The sequence below is a fragment of the Streptomyces glaucus genome, from assembly GCF_039533365.1.
Classification (GTDB): Bacteria; Actinomycetota; Actinomycetes; order Streptomycetales; family Streptomycetaceae; genus Streptomyces; species Streptomyces glaucus.
Genome location: NZ_BAAATK010000003.1, coordinates 273298 through 291315, shown reverse-complemented (window position 1 = coordinate 291315; position 18018 = coordinate 273298). Strand labels below are relative to the sequence as shown.

Below are 18018 nucleotides of genomic sequence, written 5' to 3'. Positions count from 1 at the left end.
GGGGACGGCGGCCCGCCCCGCCGTCCCCGCGCACCGGGGGGCCGGAGCGAGCCGGCCCGTCCTGCCCGACGCGGACGGCCGGCGGCGACGCCCCGGTGCGGGTGTTCCCGCCCGTCCGCGGCGGCGGCGCCGCTCACCGGCCGGACCCGGTGTGCGGCGGGGCCGGGTGCGGAGCGGCCGGTCGTCCCATTGACAAGAGCCCACTCAAGTTTTGTGCTGGAGTCGGGGAGAGTGCTGACGGGACGTGCCGCCCTGGCGGAAGGGGACAGCGATGGGACGTGCGGTCGGAATCGATCTCGGGACGACGAACTCGGTGGTGGCCGTGCTGGAGGGCGGCGAGCCCACCGTCGTCGCGAACGCGGAGGGGGCCAGGACCACCCCGTCGGTGGTGGCCTTCGCCAAGAACGGCGAGGTGCTGGTCGGCGAGGTCGCCAAGCGGCAGGCCGTGACGAACGTCGAGCGCACCGCCCGCTCCGTCAAGCGGCACATGGGCGATTCGTCCTGGCGGTTCCCGGAGCGGGGCGACATCGACGGCAGGCGGTACACCGCGCAGGAGATCTCCGCCCGGGTGCTGCAGAAGCTGAAGCGGGACGCGGAGGCCTACCTCGGCGAGGACGTCACCGACGCGGTGATCACCGTCCCCGCCTACTTCGACGACACCCAGCGGCAGGCGACCAAGGAGGCCGGTGAGATCGCGGGCCTGAACGTCCTGCGGATCATCAACGAGCCGACGGCGGCGGCGCTGGCGTACGGCCTGGACAAGGAGAACGACCAGACCGTGCTGGTCTTCGACCTGGGCGGCGGCACCTTCGACGTGTCGCTGCTGGAGATGGGCGAGGGCGTCATCGAGGTGAAGGCCACCAACGGCGACACCCGCCTGGGCGGCGACGACTGGGACCAGCGGGTCGTCGACCACCTGGTCCAGCGGTTCAAGAACGGCTACGGCGTCGACCTGTCCAAGGACAAGATGGCCGTGCAGCGGCTGCGGGAGGCCGCCGAGAAGGCCAAGATCGAGCTGTCCAGCTCCTCGGAGACGACGATCAACCTGCCGTACATCACGGCCTCCGCCCAGGGCCCGCTGCACCTGGAGGAGAAGCTCACCCGCGCCCAGTTCCAGGAGCTCACCGCCGATCTGCTCGACCGCTGCAAGACGCCCTTCCACCAGGCGGTCAGGGACGCCGGCATCGAACTCGCCGCGATCGACCACGTCATCCTGGTCGGCGGCTCGACCCGGATGCCCGCGGTCACCGACCTGGTCAAGGAACTCACCGGCAAGGACCCGCACAAGGGCGTCAACCCCGACGAGGTCGTCGCCGTCGGCGCGGCCCTCCAGGCGGGCGTCCTGCGCGGCGACGTCAAGGACGTCCTGCTGCTGGACGTCACCCCGCTGTCCCTCGGCATCGAGACCAAGGGCGGCATCATGACCAAGCTCATCGAGCGCAACACCACGATCCCGACCCGGCGTTCGGAGATCTTCACCACCGCCACCGACAACCAGCCCTCGGTCGGCATCCAGGTCTACCAGGGCGAACGGGAGATCGCCGCGTACAACAAGAAGCTCGGCGTGTTCGACCTGACCGGGCTGCCGCCCGCGCCGCGCGGGGTGCCGCAGATCGAGGTGGCCTTCGACATCGACGCCAACGGCATCATGCACGTCTCCGCCAAGGACCTGGCGACCGGCCGTGAGCAGAAGATGACGGTCACCGGCGGCTCGGCGCTGCCCAAGGACGACATCGACCGCATGATGCGGGAGGCCGAGCAGCACGCGGAGGAGGACCGCAGGCGCCGCGAGGCGGCCGAGACCCGCAACCAGGCCGAACAGCTCGTCTACCAGACCGAGAAGTTCCTCCGCGACAACGGCGACAAGGTGCCCGCCGGCACCAGGTCGGAGGTGGAGTCGGCGATCACGGACCTCAAGGGCCTGCTGGAGCGGAACGCGGACACCCACGAGCTGCGCACCGGTGTGGAGAAACTCGCCTCCGTCAGCCAGCGGATGGGCCAGGCCATGTACGCCCAGGCCGGGCAGCAGCCCACGGCGGACGCCGGGCAGCCGCACGCCGGTCCGCAGGAGGAGGGCGACGGCGTGGTGGACGCGGAGATCGTCGACGACGACAAGGACCACAAGGGCGGGGCGGCCTAGCCACCGGCCACAGGGGCGGGGCGCTCCGCCGGTTCCACGCCGCCCCGCCGCCGTTGCCCGGGGCAGCTCCCGCGCCGGGCGGCGGCCTCCCGGCCGCGCAGGTCGTCCAGCCGGGCGAGGAGCTGCTCGCGCACGGCCGTGAGGTCGTCGATGCGGCGCTGGATCACGGCCAGGCGCTGCTCGAAGACCGCCGCCTTGGCGGACGGGTCGTCGCAGCGGTGGTCACCGATCACCTCGTCGCGCAGGCAGGTGCCGAGCAGCAGCAGGTCCTCGGTCGTCAGGCCGGCGGCGAGGAGCAGGCGGATGTTCTCGACGACCTTCACCGCATCGGGCGGGTAGGTCCGGTATCCGTTGGACGAGCGTTCGGGGTGCAGCAGACCGTGCTCCTCGTAGTACCGCAACGCCCGGGTGGTGGTGCCGGTGGCACGGGCGAGTTCTCCGATGCGCATGGGGCGACTCCTGTCGGTGACGGGGCGGTTGACACGGCCGCACGGTGCGGACGCGGGCGGGGCAGGGCACCGGCTCGTTCGCCGGTCCGGAACCGCTTCGGCCCCGGACCGGCGAACGCGGCCGTCACCGGCTGACCGCCTCCGGGGCGGCGTGGGCGCCGCCTTCCTCGTCGGCGGCGGCCGTCGGGGACGCCGGGGCGGCGGCCGCGGTCCGGCGCCGCTCCCCGGCGGTCTCCCCCAGGGCCAGAGCCAGGGCGAGGGCCGCGACGGCCGCGCCCGCCACGGGCAGCCACCGCATCCCGGCCCCGGCGGCGATGACCCGGCCGCCGAGCCAGCCGCCGACCGCGGTGCCCAGGTTGAACGCCGAGCTCTGGACGGTCAGCGCGAGGGTGCGGGCCTGCTTCGAGGCGACGTCGAGCAGCCGGGTGTTCACCGCCGGAATGACCGCGTAGTACGCGGCGCCGAACAGGAAGAGGAACGCCACGGCCGGCACCTTGACGGACGCCGTGGCGCCGAGCAGCAGCAGCGAGGCGCCCAGTGCCGCCACGGACACGGACACCGCGCCGAGCACCGAGCGGTCGGTGAGCCTGCCGCCGACGAGGTTGCCCACGGTGCCGCCGACGCCGAAGAGGAGCAGGAGCACGGTCACCGCGGACTCGCTGAAGCCGACGGTGCCGGTGAGCAGCGGGGTGACATAGGTGTACGCGGTGAAGGAGGCGGCCGCGGCGAGCGCGGTGATCCCGGTGACGACCTGCACCCTGCGGTCGCCCAGGACGCGCAGTTCACCGAGGCGTCCCCGGTCGTCCTCGGGGGAGAGGCCGGGAGTGTCCGGGGCGAGGGCGGCCACCGGGACCGTGACCGCGAGGGTCAGCACCGCCACGGCCCAGAAGGTGGCGCGCCAGTCGAGCCACTGGCCCAGGGCGGTGCCGATCGGCAGGCCCGCGATCATGGCCAGGCTGAAGCCGAGCGAGACCCGGGCGACCGCCGAGCCGCGCCGCTCCGGCGGGACGATGTCCGCGGCGATGCCGAAGAACAGGGGCATCAGGGCCGAGTGGGCGAGCGCCGCGACGATCCGGCCCGCGGCGAGCGGCAGGAACGACGGTGCGACGGCGGACAGGATGTTGCCCACGGCGTAGCAGGCCATGAGCGCGCCGAGCAGCCGCCTGCGCCGGGCCCGCCCGGTGGTCAGCGCGAGCACCGGGCCGCCCAGGACGACGGTCATGGCGAAGGAGCTGACCAGCAGGCCGGCGGTGGACAGGGACACGTCGGCGTCCGACGCGATGCCGGGCAGCAGACCGGCGATCATGATCTCGCCCGTGCCGAGGGTGAAGGAGCACAGGGTCAGCACGGCCAGTGCCCAGCTGGTGGCGCGGTCGGAGCGCGAGGGGGTGCGGTGGTCCGAAGTCTGCATGTCGTAGAGGGTCAACCTTCACGCCGGGGTCAAGGTCAAGTCGACGTCGCCGTGGGACGCCTGCGGAGCGGCGTCCCGGGGCGACCGGGACACCAGGGGGATCTCCGCGTCGACGCAGGTGCGTTCGTGCCGGCGGATCGTCACGGACACGTGGTCGGTGCCCGTCCGCCCGGCGCGGACCGGGCACGGCGCGTCGGACTCGGCGCACCGCGCGAAGCGGGGGCGCATCGCCACGGCCCGTACCGGGTGCGGCACGGGTGTCCACGGCGACATCGCGTGGTCCCGGGCGTTCCGGGGCACGGTCCCTCCCTGTGGTGACTTCCGGCGCGGCCCCGGGGCGGTGCCGCCGGACAGGGCCCGGACAGCCGGCCGACCGACATCCGGCATAATATAAAAAATGGTTGTTTTGTTTTTGTGAATCGGGCTGGACGAGGGAGACGGTGCGGTGGGGCGGCCCAGGCGGTGCGGACGCGGGAGGAGAGCAGGGCCCGCGGCGAACTGCTGCCCCAGGTCGACGCCGAGGAGTTCGCCCGTGTCCTGGTGGCCTCCTGCACCGGCACCCAGCTGATGTCCCGGCTGGAGTCCGACCGCCGCGACCTGCCCCGGCGCGTCGCCGTGCTGTGGTCCTACCTGCTGCCCGGCATCGCCACCCCCGCGGCCCTGGCGCGACTGATCGTCGACCCCGGACGCGGGGAGAAACCGGCGTGACCGGCCCGCCTCCCCGGTGAGCGGACCGGGGCGTCAGGGCTTGCGGGCCACCCCCGCGTACACCGGCACGATGCCCTCCGCCTGGACCGCCACGTCCTCGGGGTCCGGCCGCCACCCGGTCACCGGGATCACGCCGGGGCCCAGGAGTTCCAGGCCGTCGAAGAAGCGGGAGAACTCGGCGAGGGTGCGCGGGAAGAAGGGGGTGCCGCTGCGGGCGAACAGCCCGGCGGCCTTCTCCACGGCCTCGGGGTTCAGGTCGGCCGTGACCTGGGAGAGGATCAGATGACTGCCGGGGGCGAGGGCGTCGACGTACCGCTTCAGCAGGCCGTGGACGTCGTCGCCGTCCGCCGCGTCGCCGAGGTAGTGCGTGAGCGCCACCAGCGACAGCGCGACCGGCCGGCCGAGGTCCAGCACCTCGGCCGCCGACCGCAGGACGGCGTCGGGGTCGCGGACGTCGGCGTAGACGTAGTCGGTGGCGCCCTCGGGGGTGCCGCGCAGCAGCGCCTCGGCGTGCCGCAGCACGATCGGGTCGTTGTCCGCGTACACCACCCGGGCCTCGGGCGCGATCCGCTGGGCCACCTGGTGCAGGTTGGGCTCGGTGGGGATGCCCGTGCCGATGTCCAGGAACTGGCGCACCCCGGCCTCGGCGACGGTCCGCACGGCCCGGTGCATGAACCGGCGGTTGGCACGCGCCCCGCGCACCGCGGTCTCGTCCACGGCGAGGATCCTGCGGGCCAGCTCCTCGTCCACCGGGTAGTTGTCCTTGCCGCCCAGCCACCAGTCGTACACCCGCGCCGGATGCGGCCGGCTGGTGTCGACGGCGGGGGACGCGGCGTCGGATCCGGTCATGCGGTGTCGTCTCCTCGGGTACGGGAAGGGGGCGTCGGCGGGAGCGGGATCAGAGGGTCTCCCGATACTCCCGCAGGATCTTCTCGGTGCGCCGGGCGGAGGCGGCGCGTGCCGTCATGTGGTCCAGGACCTCCAGGTGCGTGGAGACCTCCGTGCGGGAGTCCAGGTACAGCGCACCGGTCAGGTACTCGGTGAACACCAGGTCGGGCAGCTCCGGTTCGGCGAAGCGGAACAGGGTGAACGGCGCGTACGTCCCCGGGTGCGGGCCGTCGGCGAACTCGGCGACCTGGAGCGTGACCCGCTCGCGGGAGGTGAGCTCCAGCAGCTTGTCGAGCTGACCGCGCATCACCTCGGCGTCGGCGCCCACCGGCCGCCGCAGCACCGTCTCGTCCATCACCACCCACAGGTGGGGCGGGTCCGGGCGCTGGAGGAGCCGCTGCCGCTCCATGCGCAGCGCCACGTGCCGCTCGACGGCCTGCGCGCCCGCGGTGCCGACCGTCCCGGCCGCCAGCACGGCCCGGGCGTACTCCTCGGTCTGCAGCAGCCCCGGTACGAAGTGCGGCTCGTAGGACCGGATGATGCGGGCGGCGCCCTCCAGGCTCACGTACAGGCTGAACCAGTCCGGCAGCACGTCGTGGTACCGCTGCCACCAGCCCGGCCGGTTGGCCTCCTCGGCCAGCGCGACCAGCGTGGCCGCCTCGTCCTCGGGCACGCCGTACGCCGTCAGCAGGACCTGCACGTACGGGATCTTCAGCGTGACCTCGGCCGTCTCCATCCGGCGGACGGTCGCGGGGGCGACCCGGAGCACCCCGGCGGCCTCCTCGCGCCGAAGCCCCGCGGCCTCCCGCAGTTCCCGCAGCCGCCTTCCGAGCACCACCTGGCCCACGGTGGGCGCGGCCCGCCGCTCACTCACGCCACGCCTCCCCAACGCGCCGAAGCATGTGAGCAGTGTGTCATGTTCCGCTTCGGCTCTCACGGGTTTCGCGGTACGGGGATCACCGGGCGGGACGCCGGGCGGCCGCCGCCCATGACCTCGCGGGTAATCGACCGGCCGGCCGGGGGAGGGGATCGTGGACGCACCGGGTTCCGGGGCGGCGCACTCCGCCGCGGGACCCGGCCCCGGCCCCGGCCGCGTCCCGATCCCGACGGAGGGTGATTCGTCATGTCCGCGATCCAGCTTGCCGCGCTCGCCCGGACCGCCGAGCCGCAGTCGATGCTGCGCCGGTTCCTGGCCCTCGACGCCGTCGTGACCGGCGTCAACGCACTCGCCTACCTCGCCCTGTCCGGCCCGCTCGGGCGGCTGCTCGGGGTCGGCTCCGGACTGCTGCTCGCCCTCGGCGCGTTCCTCGCGGTGTACGCGGCGGGCGTGGGCCTGCTGGCGGCCCGGCGACGGCCGCCGGCGCTCGGCGTACGGGCCGTGGTCGAACTCAACCTCGCCTGGTCGGCCGTCAGTTGCGTCGCCCTCGCCCTGTGGCTCACGCCCTCCGCGGCCGGCGCGGTGTGGGCCGTGCTGCAGGCGGTCGTGGTGGCCGCCTTCGCGCTGCTGCAGTACGGCGCCCTGAAAGCCCGTCAGGCCAGGAACGACTGAAGGTACTTGACCGTCGCCGGGTCGGCCGGGAGGAGCGTCTCGACGGCCAGCTCGGCGACGGTCACGTCCATCGGCGTGTTGAAGGTGGAGATCGAGGAGACGAACGACAGCGTGTGTCCCCCGTGCTCGATCCGCAGCGGCAGCGCGAAGTACGGCACGGGCTCGGCCGGCTCCTCGCCCGGCGCGGCCTCGGGCGCCGGGTACGCCGCCACCTCCTCGTACAGCGCGCGCAGCGGCCCGGAGCGGTGCAGGGCGAGCTGCCGTTCCATCTGGGCGAGCAGGTGGCCGCGCCACTCGCGCAGGTTGCGGATGCGCGGCGCCAGGCCCTCCGGGTGCAGGGTGAGCCGCATCGCGTTCAGCGGCGGCGCGAGCAGGTGCTCCGGGACGCCGTCGAGCAGCATGTGGACGCCCCGGTTGGCGGCCACCACGTCGTAGACGGCGTCCACCACCAGCGCCGGGTAGGGCTCGTAGCCCTGGATCAGCCGTTCGATTCCCGTGCGCAGGGCGTCCAGCGCCGGGTCGTCCAGCGGGGTCTGCGGGTAGCGCGGGGCGTAACCGGCCGCCAGCAGCAGCGCGTTGCGTTCCCGGACGGGCACGTCCAGGTGCTCGGCCAGCCGCAGCACCAGTTCCTCGCTCGGCCGGGAGCGGCCCGTCTCGACGAAGCTGATGTGCCGGGCGGAGGAGCCGGCGCGCAGCGCCAGCTCCAGCTGGCTGAGCCGCCGCCGCTCCCGCCAGATCCGCAGCAGCGGACCGGCGCCCTGGGCGGTGGAGGCGGTGCCGGAGGAGGGAGGGGTCATACGAGGACCGTAGCCGACGGGGCCGTACGGCGGGCGGGCGCACGTGCCGGACTAGAGCCGCGGCGGCCGTGCTGTGGCAGGCTGAGGACACGACCCCCCACGTACTCGCCCCTCACGGAAGGAGCGCGGCCCATGCCCGTCGAACCGCTGTCGCAGAAGGAGATCGAGGACCGGCTGGCCGGGCTGCCGGGCTGGTCGCTCGACGGGGACCGCCTCGCCCGCTCCTACCGGCTCGGCTCGCACTTCGCGGCGACGGCGATGGTCGTCCACATCGCCCAGGTGCAGGAGGAGCTCGACCACCACTCCGACCTGACCCTCGGCTACCGCACCGTCTCCCTCTCCGTGCACACGCACAGCGTGGGCGGCGCCGTCACCGAGAAGGACTTCGAGCTCGCCCGCAGGGTGGAGGACCTGGCCGCCGGGCACGGGGCACACTGACGCGCGTGCTCGACTACGACAAGGAAGCGGAGCGGTACGACGCCTTGCGCGGCGGCGAGCCCCGGGCCGCGGCCGCCGCCGGGGCCGTCCTCGGCCTCGTGCCGCCCCGGGCGCGCAGCCTCCTCGACGTCGCCTGCGGCACCGGCATCGTGACCCGCCGGCTCGCGGCCGGCCGGCCCGGTCTGCGGGTGACCGGCGTCGATCTCACCCCCGGCATGGCCCGGCGGGCCGCCGCCCGGCTGCCCGGCGCCGTCGTGCTGGCCGACAGCCGCCGGCTGCCGTTCCGGGACCGGGAGTTCGACGCCGTGAGCAGTGTGTGGCTGCTGCACCTGGCGCGGAGCGCCGAGGAGGCGCGGACCGTCGTCGGCGAGTGCGCCCGGGTGCTGCGGCCGGGCGGCGTGTACGTCACCACCGTCGACAAGGCCGCCGCCCACAACGTCGGCAGCGACATCGACGCCGTGCTCGCCGCCCGCCCCCGCCGGGCCGCCCGGGACGCCGCCGAAGTCGTCGACTCCTATGCCCTCGGTCACGGCCTCGTCCCCGCCGGGCAGGCCCGGTTCACCGGCCGCGGGCAGGGCCGCAGCCCTCGCCGCACCATCGCGGACCTGCGCCGGGGCTGGTTCATGACGCTGCCGCCCGGCAGCCCGCTCGCCGAGGAGTTCGCCGCCCGGCTCGCCGCCCTGCCCGACCAGGACCGGCCCCGGCCCGACCCGGTGTTCACCCTCCGGGCGTACCGGAAGCCGCCGGAACCCCCGGCCCCGCGGACCCCGTGACGCGGCCGGCCGGGCCCTCCCGCCCCGGGCGCCGCCGGGCCCGGGAGGTCCGGGCCCGCGCGCGGGCGTCGAGGCGGGCGGGCCGCCGGTACCGGCCGTGCCGTGCGGGCGGGCCGCCCGCACCGTCACCGAACCCGCGGCCGGGACGCGGCAACCCCCGCGCCCCCGGCGGCGACTGACGGACGCAATTCCCCCGTCCCCCTCCCAGGAGGTCCCTCCGTGAAGCACCCGCGCAGGCACCGCAGACGCCGCGTCTGGATCCCGGCCGTCGCCGCCGCGGCGGCCCTGGCCGGCGCCGCGGCGACCACCCTCGTCCCCGACACCGCCGAGGCCGCCACCGCCCGCCAGGCCGAGAAGCTCGACCGGGGCGTGGTCAGCGTCCACACCGGCAGCGGCAACCTGGTCAGCTGGCGCTGGCTGGGCACCGACCCGGACGACGTCTCCTTCAACGTCTACCGGGCCGGCACCAAGGTCAACTCCTCCCCGGTCACCGGCTCCACCAACTTCTTCCACTCCGGCGCGCCCGCCACGGCCGACTACACCGTGCGCGCGGTCGTCGATGGCGTGGAGCAAGGCGACTCGGTGCACGCCGTCCAGTTCCGCACCGGCTACAAGGACGTCCCCCTCAGCCCGCCCGCCGGCGGCACCACCCCGGACGGCGTCGCGTACACCTACGAGGCCAACGACGCCTCCGTCGGCGACCTCGACGGCGACGGCGCCCTCGACATCGTCCTGAAGTGGCAGCCCACCAACGCCAAGGACAACTCCCAGGCCGGCTACACCGGCAACACGATCGTCGACGGCGTCAAGCTCGACGGCACCCGGCTGTGGCGCGTCGACCTCGGCAGGAACATCCGCTCGGGCGCCCACTACACCCAGTTCCAGGTGTACGACTACGACGGCGACGGCAGGGCCGAGGTCGCCATGAAGACCGCCGACGGCACCAAGGACGGCACGGGCGCGGTGATCGGCAGCTCCTCCGCCGACCACCGCAACTCCAGCGGCTACGTCCTGACCGGCCCCGAGTACCTGACCATGTTCGACGGCCGGACCGGCAAGGCGATGGGCAGCGTCGACTACGTCCCGGCCCGCGGCACGGTCTCCTCCTGGGGCGACTCCTACGGCAACCGCGTCGACCGCTTCCTGGCCGGCACGGCGTACCTGGACGGCTCGCGCCCCTCGCTCATCATGGCGCGCGGCTACTACACCCGCACCGTCATCGCCGCCTGGGACTGGCGGAACGGCTCCTTCACCCGCCGCTGGACCTTCGACACCAGCTCCTCCACCAACAGCGGCAAGGGCTACGACGCGCAGGGCAACCACCAGCTGTCCGTGGCGGACGTCGACGCCGACGGCCGGGACGAGATCGTGTACGGCTCGATGGCCGTGGACGACAACGGCAGCGGCCTGTGGACCACGAGGAACGGCCACGGCGACGCGATGCACGTCGGCGACCTCGACCCGTCCCGCGCGGGACTGGAGGAGTTCAAGGTCGACGAGGACTCCGCCAAGCCGTCGTCGTGGATGGCGGACGCCAGGACCGGCCGGATCATCTGGTCCACGCCCGCCGGCGGCGACAACGGCCGCGGCGTGTCCGGCGACATCTGGTCCGGCAGCGCGGGCGCCGAGTCGTGGTCGTCGGCCGAGAGCGGCATCCGCGACCCCAAGGGCACCGTCGTCGCGAGCCGCAAGCCCTCCAGCGCCAACTTCCTGTCCTGGTGGGACGGCGACACCGTCCGCGAACTCCTGGACGGCACCCGCATCGACAAGTACGGCACCTCCGGCGACACCCGCCTGCTCACCGGCTCCGGGGTCTCCGCCAACAACGGCACCAAGGCCACCCCGGTCCTGTCCGGCGACATCCTCGGCGACTGGCGCGAGGAGGTCGTCTGGCGCACCAGCGACAACAAGAACCTGCGCATCTACTCGACCCCGGCCGAGACCGGCACGAAGATCACCACCCTGCTCCACGACACCCAGTACCGCACGGCCCTGGCCTGGCAGAATTCCGGCTACAACCAGCCGCCGCACCCGAGCTTCTTCATCGGCAGCGGCATGAGCACGGCGCCGCGCCCGGCGGTCTACACGCCGTAGGGCCCCGGCGGGAGAACACCTCCCGGCGTCCCCGTACACGGCCGGCCGCCGTCTCCGCACGCGGCCGGCCACCCGGCGTCTCCCCCCGGCCGGGGGCCGGCCGCTGTCCCCGCGGCCCCGTCGTCGCCGCACGTGACCGGTGTTGACCTTCAAGCCGGTCGAAGCCCCACGATGGCGGGGTGCCGAACTCCGAACTGATGCCGATCGGGATCTTCGCCCAGCGCACCGGTCTGACCTCCAGCGCGCTGCGGTTCTACGCCGACTCCGGGCTGCTGCCCCCCGCGGAGGTCGACCCGGTCTCGGGCTACCGCTACTACAGCGCCGACCAGGTGGCGCGGGCGACCGGGCTTCGCCGGCTCCGTGGGATCGCCATGCCCCTCACCGCTGTCGAGGCGGTCCTCGACGCCACGCCCGAGGAGGCGTCCCGGCTGATCGACGAGCACGTCGCGAAGGTCCTCGAGGACGCGGCGGCGGTGCGGCGGAGGGCCGCTTCGATCAAGGCGTCGCTCGCCGGCGTGCCGAGCCTGCCGGTCGCCGTGCTGAAGGGCCCCGTCCTGGCCGACGCCATCGAGCAGGTCCTGACCGCGACCGCACGGGATCCGGGGACACCGGTGCTCGGCGGACTGCGGGTGGAGGTGACCGGTGAGGCGGTCACGCTGACCGCGACCGACCGGTACCGGCTCTCGACACGCACCCTGGTCCCCGTCGAACCGGTGGTCACGGCGTGGGCCGCCACGGTCGACGGCGACGAACTGCGGGCGGCGGTCGCCGAGGTCCGCCGCAGCGTGCTGGTGCGGGTCGAGGCGACGCCGCACGGGATGCGGCTGCGCATGGCGGACCGGGAGGACCGGCACTGCCGGCTGCTGACGGGGGAGTTCCCCGACCACCGGCTGATGCTCGCGTCGCTGCCCGAGGCCACGACTCGTGTGACCGTCTCGAAGGGCCTCCTCCTGCGGGCTCTGGAGGACCGCCTGAGCGAGCGGGTCTCGCTGCGGGTGACCCGGCGCGGCCTGACCGTCCGGACCGCGGACGAGCACCCCGGCTTCCCGCTCCCGGCCACCGTGACGGGGCGGCGTCTGCGGATCTCCTTCGAACCGACCACGCTCTATCCGGCCGTCAGCACGGCCATCGGTCCCGACGTGATGCTCGACCTGCGCGGACTCGACCAGCCCGTCACGATCCGCTCCGCCGGCCGCGGCGATCTCACCACATGGGCCATGCCCGTCAGCCCCACCCCCTCCGCTTGACCAGAAGGACGAGGACTGCTCCCATGACCGCCACCCCCACCGGCCCCGACCCGACCATGGAAGCCATCGGCCGGGCCGTCGCCCGTCCAGCCCCACTGGTGGGCGTCGTCGTTGACGCGGGTCCAGCTCGCGCCCCGGTCCGTGGAGCGGAAGGTGCCGCGCACGCCGCCGCCGTCGATCCGGGCGTTCTTCCAGGTGCAGGTGTCGGCGGCGATCGAGACCTCGGCCCGTTCGGCGGCCGGGGCCGGCGGGGCGCCCGAGAGCAGGCCGCCGGCGCCGGCCCGGCCGTGAGGATGCGGGTCTTCGCACGGCGGGGGACCTTCCTTCCGCCGGGCGTGCGACGACCGGGCGGCCCCCCAGTGCGGAGGGGGGACCGCCCGGCGCGGTACGCGGAGAGCGGGGACTATTCGAGGAGCTCCGCGTACGAGCCCATGGCGGTGGCGATGTCCACCTGGGCCCAGAACCGGTGGTACGTGAAGACGGGCGCGGCGCCGCCCGCGAGGTAGCTCTCGATCTTCGACCAGGCCGGGTCGTCCTGGTAGAACGAGCGGATCGAGTCGAAGGTCGACGAGGAGTTGATCACGTCGCCGTTCGGCATGGTGCCGGTCCAGCCGCTCGGGACGTGGACCGGGTCGTCGAAGCGGTCGTAGTCGGCGCGGGTCTCCGGGACGGCGATGCCGAGGTCGTCCTGGTGGTGCTCCCACATGCCGTCCAGCAGCGCCTTCGCCGTGTTCGCGGCCTCGGTGTCACCGGAGCGGTCGGCGTAGTACGTCAGGGTCTTGGCGTACGCGCCCGCCACACCGACGTCGTTGGTGTAGTCGGCGACCGTGACGTGCAGTCCGCTGTTGCCGCCCGGGTTCGACGCGTTCCAGGTGTCGGGCTGCCCCGACCACTGCAGCGTCGAGGGGATGCGGAAGGTGCCGTCCGGGTTGATGGTGGTGTGCTCCAGCGCCCAGTCGACCCACTTGTCGAGGACCGTCTTGGCCTGCGCGTTCCCCGTCTGCTGGTACAGCTCGGCGACCCGCTCCATGGACCACGCCTGGAAGCCGAACCACTGGTTGGACGGCGGGTCGTGGTACACGGGCTTCTCGTCGTAGTACATGCCGTAGAACGTGGACTTCCCGGCCGGCGGGCTCGCGTACCGGCCCGCCCAGCTGTTGGTCGCGCCGCCCGCGATGGCGCCCTCGGCGGACTGCAGCCAGCGGTAGAACTCCAGCTGCCGGTCCATCGACTTGGCCCAGTCCGCCTGGCCGGTCGCCGACTTCGGCTTCAGCGGGGCGTAGGCGCCGAGCGCGTAGGCGGCCAGCGGGTTCTGGTAGCCGCCGTGCGCGTGGCTGGAGCCGATGCGCCAGGCCCAGCCCGCGGAGGTGTCCACCGCGCCGCCCCAGGCGTAGTACCAGGACAGCAGGTAGTGCGAGGCGTCCTTGCCGGTGCCCGCCGGGCACGACGGACTCGTGCAGTTGCCGATCTTCTTGAAGTACTTGTCGAACATGGCGTAGCGCAGGTAGTCGCCCATCTTGGCCGCCTTGGCGACCGTCGCGGAGACGTCGGAGCCCTTGCCCTGCTGCTTCGCCCAGATGTCCGCCCAGTACGCGGCCTGCACGGCCCGCGCGTCGGCGTCCGGGGCGTTGGTGAACTTCCACTGCTTGGCGTAGGAGGAGTCGCCGGTGAACAGGTCCAGGTACCCGTTCCTCCCGCCGTACTTGAAGGCGTCGCAGGTCGGTTGCGGCACCGTCTCCCACACCGATTCCTGCGGCCCGCGCTGGAAGGTGTTGATGTACGACGGCCCGGTGTCCGACGGGCCCGCCTCGCACTTGCCGGGCGAGTTGCCGTAGCCGTAGACGTTGTCGACGTCCTGCAGCCAGTGCATGCCGTAGACGTCGTCCGTGCCGTAGGCGCTCCTCAGCTCACCGGCGATCGGGTCCGGGCCGACCGGGACCCCGGTGTCGAGCCGGGAGGGGTACTGCTCGGGGGTGTCGTACTCGGGCGCGTAGGTCGCCGGCTTGGCGGGGTTGTAGGAGGAGTTGGTCGGCTGGTCGGCGTGGGTGGGGATCATGTACTTCTCCATGAGCTCCCACGCGCCGTTGAACTTCGACCAGTCGCCGGTCACCCTGCCGTACATCGCCTGGAGCCACAGCAGGTAGCTGTAGGCCTCCGAGGTGGTCTCGTGGCCGTGGTCCGGCGCCTCGACGATCAGCGTCTCGACCGAGTGGTAGGGGATGCCCTCGGGCGAGAAGTAGCCGTTCGCCGGGTTGGTGATCTTGCCGTAGAGCTCCAGGAAGCGGGCGTCGTACGCCTTGGTCGCCCCCAGCTGCGTCACGGTGACCGCGGCCTTGGCGTGTCCCGGGGCGGTCGACTCGAAGACGGCCGAGCCCGTGCCGGAGGAGTCGGCGGCGACGGTCACCTTCTGCGCGGTGTTCCAGTTCTGCGGGGTGAAGGTGAGGGTCGCGCCGCCGCTCACGGACAGGCCCGGGTTGCCGCTCGCGCGGGCCGTCGTCACGGTCACGTTCGCGGACGGCTGCTTCGACAGCCTCACCTCGTACGTGCCCGTCTTGCCCTGCTGGACGCCCAGCTGGGTCGGCGAGGCCACCACGGTGGGGCCGGAGGAGACGGTGATGCCGACCGGCGTGGACTCCCCGGAGGCGCCGAGGCTGTCGTACGCCTTCGCCACCAGGGAATGACTGCCCACGGTCAAGTCTGAGACGGAGAGCGCGTAGGGGGCGCTCGTGTCCGTGCCCAGCAGCCGGGTGTCGTCGTAGAACTCGACCTTGGTGATCGTGGCGTCGTCGGCGGCCGCGGCGGTGGCCGCCAGCGGGACCGCCTCGCCCTGCGTGTAGACCGCGCCCGCCGCGGGGCTGGTCAGCACGGTGATCGGCGGCTGGTGCGCGCCGGTGCAGGGGGTGCCGTTGATCGAGAAGGACGTCGGCGCGGTGTTGCTGCCGCTGTAGGTGAACTGCGCGCCGGTGGTGACCGCCTTGCCGGCGGCGATCGTCCCGTTGTACGCGGCGTTCTTCACGGTGACCGACCGGCCGGACTGGGACCAGGTGCCGTTCCAGCCGTTGGTGAGCTTCTGGTTGCCCGCGTAGCTGTACGTCAGGGTCCAGCCGTCGATGGTGTCCGTGCCGCGGTTGGTGAGGGACAGTTCCGCGGTGAAGCCCGAACCCCAGTCGTTGGTGCGGTAGTCGACGCTGCACTGGACCGCCGCCGCCTGCGCGGGCGCCGATCCCAGCGAGAGCGTCGTCAGCAGAAGCGCGGGGGCCGCCACGGCCGCGGTCCACAACCGCCGTACGGCTCCGCGTCTTCGGGGAGGGGGATGCATGGTGCTGGTTCCTCCTTGCGGCTCGGAGAAGTCAAGGCACGAACCAGTGGGAGCGCTCCCATAGTGGAGAGGGTGTGGTGAGGGGTCAAGGTGCGGGAGGGGTCGAAAAGATTCGACGCGGGGCGCCGGGCCAAAGTCGGTGACTCCCCTGTTCTTCACCGTCACTTGGCGCTAGCTTCGTGAACACCAGTGGGAGCGGTTCCATCGGTCGGCCACGTGTGTCACCGTGCGCCCGTACTGCAAGGAGTCGCTCATGCGACACCCCCCGCGTTCACGTCTTTGAGCCGCCGGCACGGCCCCGCCCTGCCGGACGCACGGGCGAAGGCCGCCTTCGCCGGCACCACCCGCACCCCTCGTCCCTGACGACGGCGTCGTGCCCCGACGCCGTACGGAACCGGGCCGCGCCACCCCCCGCGCGCGCCTTCGACGGACAGAAAGAGGAAAACCGCACTCATGAGCCGCAGCAGAACAGCGTTACTCGCCGCGCTGGCGCTCGTCGCCGGCGCATCGGGCACGGCGTTCGCCGTCCAGCCCGCGGACGTCGGCCCCGCCGCCGTCCCCTGCACCGTGGACTACAAGGTGCAGAACCAGTGGAGCACCGGCTTCACCGCCGCCGTCACCGTCACCAACCACGGCGCCGCCAAGTCGGGCTGGACGCTGAAGTGGTCGTACGCCGGGAACCAGAAGGTCACCAGCGGCTGGAACGCGAAGATCAGCCAGAGCGGTACCGGCGTCACCGTGACCAACGAGTCCTACAACGGCTCCCTGGCGACCGGCGGTTCGGCCGGCTTCGGCTTCCAGGCCTCCTACAGCGGCACCAACGCCGTCCCCGCCACCTTCACCCTCGACGGCGTGACCTGCAACGTCGACGACGGCAGCGGCGGCGGCCCCGGCCCCGGCCCGGACCCGGTCGGACCGCGCGTCGACAACCCCTACTCCGGCGCCAAGGTCTACGTGAACCCGGAGTGGTCCGCGAATGCCGCGGCGGAGCCCGGCGGCAGCCGGATCGCCAACCAGCCCACCGGTGTGTGGCTGGACCGGACCGCCGCCATCAACGGCGTGAACGGCGGCATGGGCCTGCGCGACCACCTCGACGAGGCACTGGAGCAGAAGGGCTCCGGCGAGCTGGTCGTCCAGCTCGTCATCTACAACCTGCCCGGACGCGACTGCTCGGCCCTCGCCTCCAACGGCGAGCTCAAGCCGGACGAGATCGACAAGTACAAGACGCAGTACATCGACCCGATCGCCGCGATCCTCGCCGACCCGAAGTACGCCTCGCTGCGGATCGTGACCACCGTCGAGATCGACTCGCTGCCCAACCTCGTCACCAACGCCGGCAGCCGGGCCACGGCCACCCCGCAGTGCGACACGATGCTCGCCAACGGCAACTACGTGAAGGGCGTCGGCTACGCGCTGAACAAGCTCGGTGACGTGCCCAACGTCTACAACTACGTGGACGCCGGCCACCATGGCTGGATCGGCTGGGACGACAACTTCGGCGCGTCCGCCAACGTGATCAAGCAGGCGGCCACCGCCGAGGGCGCCACCGTGAACGACGTGCACGGCTTCATCACCAACACGGCGAACTACAGCGCGCTGAAGGAGAACAACTTCTCCATCAACGACACCGTCAACGGCACCTCGGTGCGCCAGTCGAAGTGGGTCGACTGGAACCGGTACGTCGACGAGCTGTCCTTCGCCCAGGCCTTCCGCAACCAGCTGGTCTCGGTCGGCTTCAACTCCGGCATCGGCATGCTGATCGACACCTCCCGCAACGGCTGGGGCGGCTCGGCCCGGCCCGCCGGCCCCGGCCCGACCACCAGCGTCGACGCCTACGTCGACGGCGGCCGCTACGACCGCCGGATCCACCCCGGCAACTGGTGCAACCAGTCCGGAGCCGGCCTCGGCGAGCGCCCGCAGGCCAACCCCGCCGCCGGGATCGACGCGTACGTGTGGATGAAGCCGCCGGGCGAGTCCGACGGGGCGAGCAAGCAGATCCCGAACGACGAGGGCAAGGGCTTCGACCGCATGTGCGACCCGACGTACACGGGCAACTCGCGCAACGGCAACAACCCCTCGGGCGCCCTGCCCGACGCGCCGCTGTCCGGGAAGTGGTTCTCGGCCCAGTTCCAGGAGCTGATGCGCAACGCGTACCCGCCGCTGTCCTGACCGGGTGACGTGAGATCCGCCGGACCGGCCGCGAGG

Annotated in this window: 16 protein-coding genes; 9 read left to right on the top strand and 7 right to left on the bottom strand. The window is 72.9% G+C overall.

The features are described from left to right. Positions 1 to 271 precede the first annotated feature (271 nt). Entirely contained in the window at positions 272 to 2140 is a 1869-nt protein-coding gene (dnaK, locus tag ABD363_RS03985; protein ID WP_344599938.1) for a molecular chaperone DnaK, read from the top strand. Here dnaK and ABD363_RS03980 read toward each other — a convergent pair. The 3 genes from ABD363_RS03980 to ABD363_RS03970 form a co-directional block, all read right to left on the bottom strand. Continuing rightward, a complete protein-coding gene (locus tag ABD363_RS03980) occupies positions 2137 to 2589 on the bottom strand; it encodes a MerR family transcriptional regulator (protein ID WP_344599937.1) in 453 nt (150 codons plus the stop codon). The two genes, dnaK and ABD363_RS03980, sit on opposite strands and share 4 nt — an antisense overlap. A gap of 124 nt (positions 2590 to 2713) precedes the next feature. Next, positions 2714 to 4000 carry an MFS transporter gene (locus ABD363_RS03975; RefSeq protein WP_344599936.1) on the bottom strand — a complete coding sequence of 429 codons (1287 nt, stop codon included), beginning with the start codon at positions 3998 to 4000 and terminating at the stop codon, positions 2714 to 2716. Positions 4001 to 4018: 18 nt separating this feature from the next. Continuing rightward, the gene (locus tag ABD363_RS03970) at positions 4019 to 4300 is read right to left on the bottom strand and encodes a hypothetical protein (protein WP_344599935.1); all 282 of its coding nucleotides are present in this window, start codon (positions 4298 to 4300) and stop codon (positions 4019 to 4021) included. 162 nt (positions 4301 to 4462) lie between these two features. Between ABD363_RS03970 and ABD363_RS03965 the strand changes: the two genes are divergently transcribed. Continuing rightward, the gene (locus ABD363_RS03965; protein ID WP_344599934.1) at positions 4463 to 4708 is read left to right on the top strand and encodes a hypothetical protein; all 246 of its coding nucleotides are present in this window, start codon (positions 4463 to 4465) and stop codon (positions 4706 to 4708) included. Between the two features lie 33 nt (positions 4709 to 4741). Here the strand turns inward: ABD363_RS03965 and ABD363_RS03960 are convergent, their stop codons facing one another. Both ABD363_RS03960 and ABD363_RS03955 read right to left on the bottom strand, forming a co-directional pair. Then, positions 4742 to 5557 carry an SAM-dependent methyltransferase gene (locus ABD363_RS03960; RefSeq protein ID WP_344599933.1) on the bottom strand — a complete coding sequence of 272 codons (816 nt, stop codon included), beginning with the start codon at positions 5555 to 5557 and terminating at the stop codon, positions 4742 to 4744. Positions 5558 to 5606: 49 nt separating this feature from the next. Continuing rightward, positions 5607 to 6470 (bottom strand): helix-turn-helix domain-containing protein, encoded by an 864-nt coding sequence (locus tag ABD363_RS03955; RefSeq protein WP_344599932.1) that lies wholly within the window; start codon positions 6468 to 6470, stop codon positions 5607 to 5609. 249 nt (positions 6471 to 6719) lie between these two features. Between ABD363_RS03955 and ABD363_RS03950 the strand changes: the two genes are divergently transcribed. Continuing rightward, positions 6720 to 7145: a hypothetical protein gene (locus ABD363_RS03950; RefSeq protein WP_344599931.1), complete on the top strand. Its 426-nt coding sequence runs from the start codon at positions 6720 to 6722 to the stop codon at positions 7143 to 7145. On the opposite strand, the gene ABD363_RS03945 is transcribed toward ABD363_RS03950, so the two are convergent. Further along, positions 7127 to 7942 (bottom strand): helix-turn-helix domain-containing protein, encoded by an 816-nt coding sequence (locus ABD363_RS03945; RefSeq protein ID WP_344599930.1) that lies wholly within the window; start codon positions 7940 to 7942, stop codon positions 7127 to 7129. The genes ABD363_RS03950 and ABD363_RS03945 overlap by 19 nt on opposite strands. A 132-nt stretch (positions 7943 to 8074) precedes the next feature. Between ABD363_RS03945 and ABD363_RS03940 the strand changes: the two genes are divergently transcribed. The 5 genes from ABD363_RS03940 (at position 8075) to ABD363_RS03920 (ending at position 12785) form a co-directional block, all read left to right on the top strand. Further along, entirely contained in the window at positions 8075 to 8380 is a 306-nt protein-coding gene (locus ABD363_RS03940; RefSeq protein WP_344599929.1) for a 4a-hydroxytetrahydrobiopterin dehydratase, read from the top strand. Positions 8381 to 8385: 5 nt separating this feature from the next. Beyond that, the gene (locus ABD363_RS03935) at positions 8386 to 9153 is read left to right on the top strand and encodes a class I SAM-dependent methyltransferase (protein ID WP_344599928.1); all 768 of its coding nucleotides are present in this window, start codon (positions 8386 to 8388) and stop codon (positions 9151 to 9153) included. Positions 9154 to 9372: 219 nt separating this feature from the next. Then, entirely contained in the window at positions 9373 to 11247 is a 1875-nt protein-coding gene (locus ABD363_RS03930; RefSeq protein WP_344599927.1) for a rhamnogalacturonan lyase, read from the top strand. Positions 11248 to 11426: 179 nt separating this feature from the next. After that, entirely contained in the window at positions 11427 to 12494 is a 1068-nt protein-coding gene (locus ABD363_RS03925) for a DNA polymerase III subunit beta family protein (RefSeq protein WP_344599926.1), read from the top strand. 153 nt (positions 12495 to 12647) lie between these two features. Beyond that, a complete protein-coding gene (locus ABD363_RS03920; protein ID WP_344599925.1) occupies positions 12648 to 12785 on the top strand; it encodes a hypothetical protein in 138 nt (45 codons plus the stop codon). Between the two features lie 112 nt (positions 12786 to 12897). Here the strand turns inward: ABD363_RS03920 and ABD363_RS03915 are convergent, their stop codons facing one another. Continuing rightward, positions 12898 to 15813, bottom strand: coding sequence for a glycoside hydrolase family 48 protein (locus ABD363_RS03915; RefSeq protein ID WP_344599924.1), 2916 nt, complete (start codon positions 15811 to 15813; stop codon positions 12898 to 12900). A 453-nt stretch (positions 15814 to 16266) separates the two neighbouring features. Here ABD363_RS03915 and ABD363_RS03910 point away from each other — a divergent pair, with 453 nt between their 5' ends. Continuing rightward, positions 16267 to 17982, top strand: a complete 1716-nt coding sequence (locus ABD363_RS03910; protein ID WP_344599923.1) for a glycoside hydrolase family 6 protein — start codon at positions 16267 to 16269, stop codon at positions 17980 to 17982. Positions 17983 to 18018 lie beyond the last annotated feature (36 nt).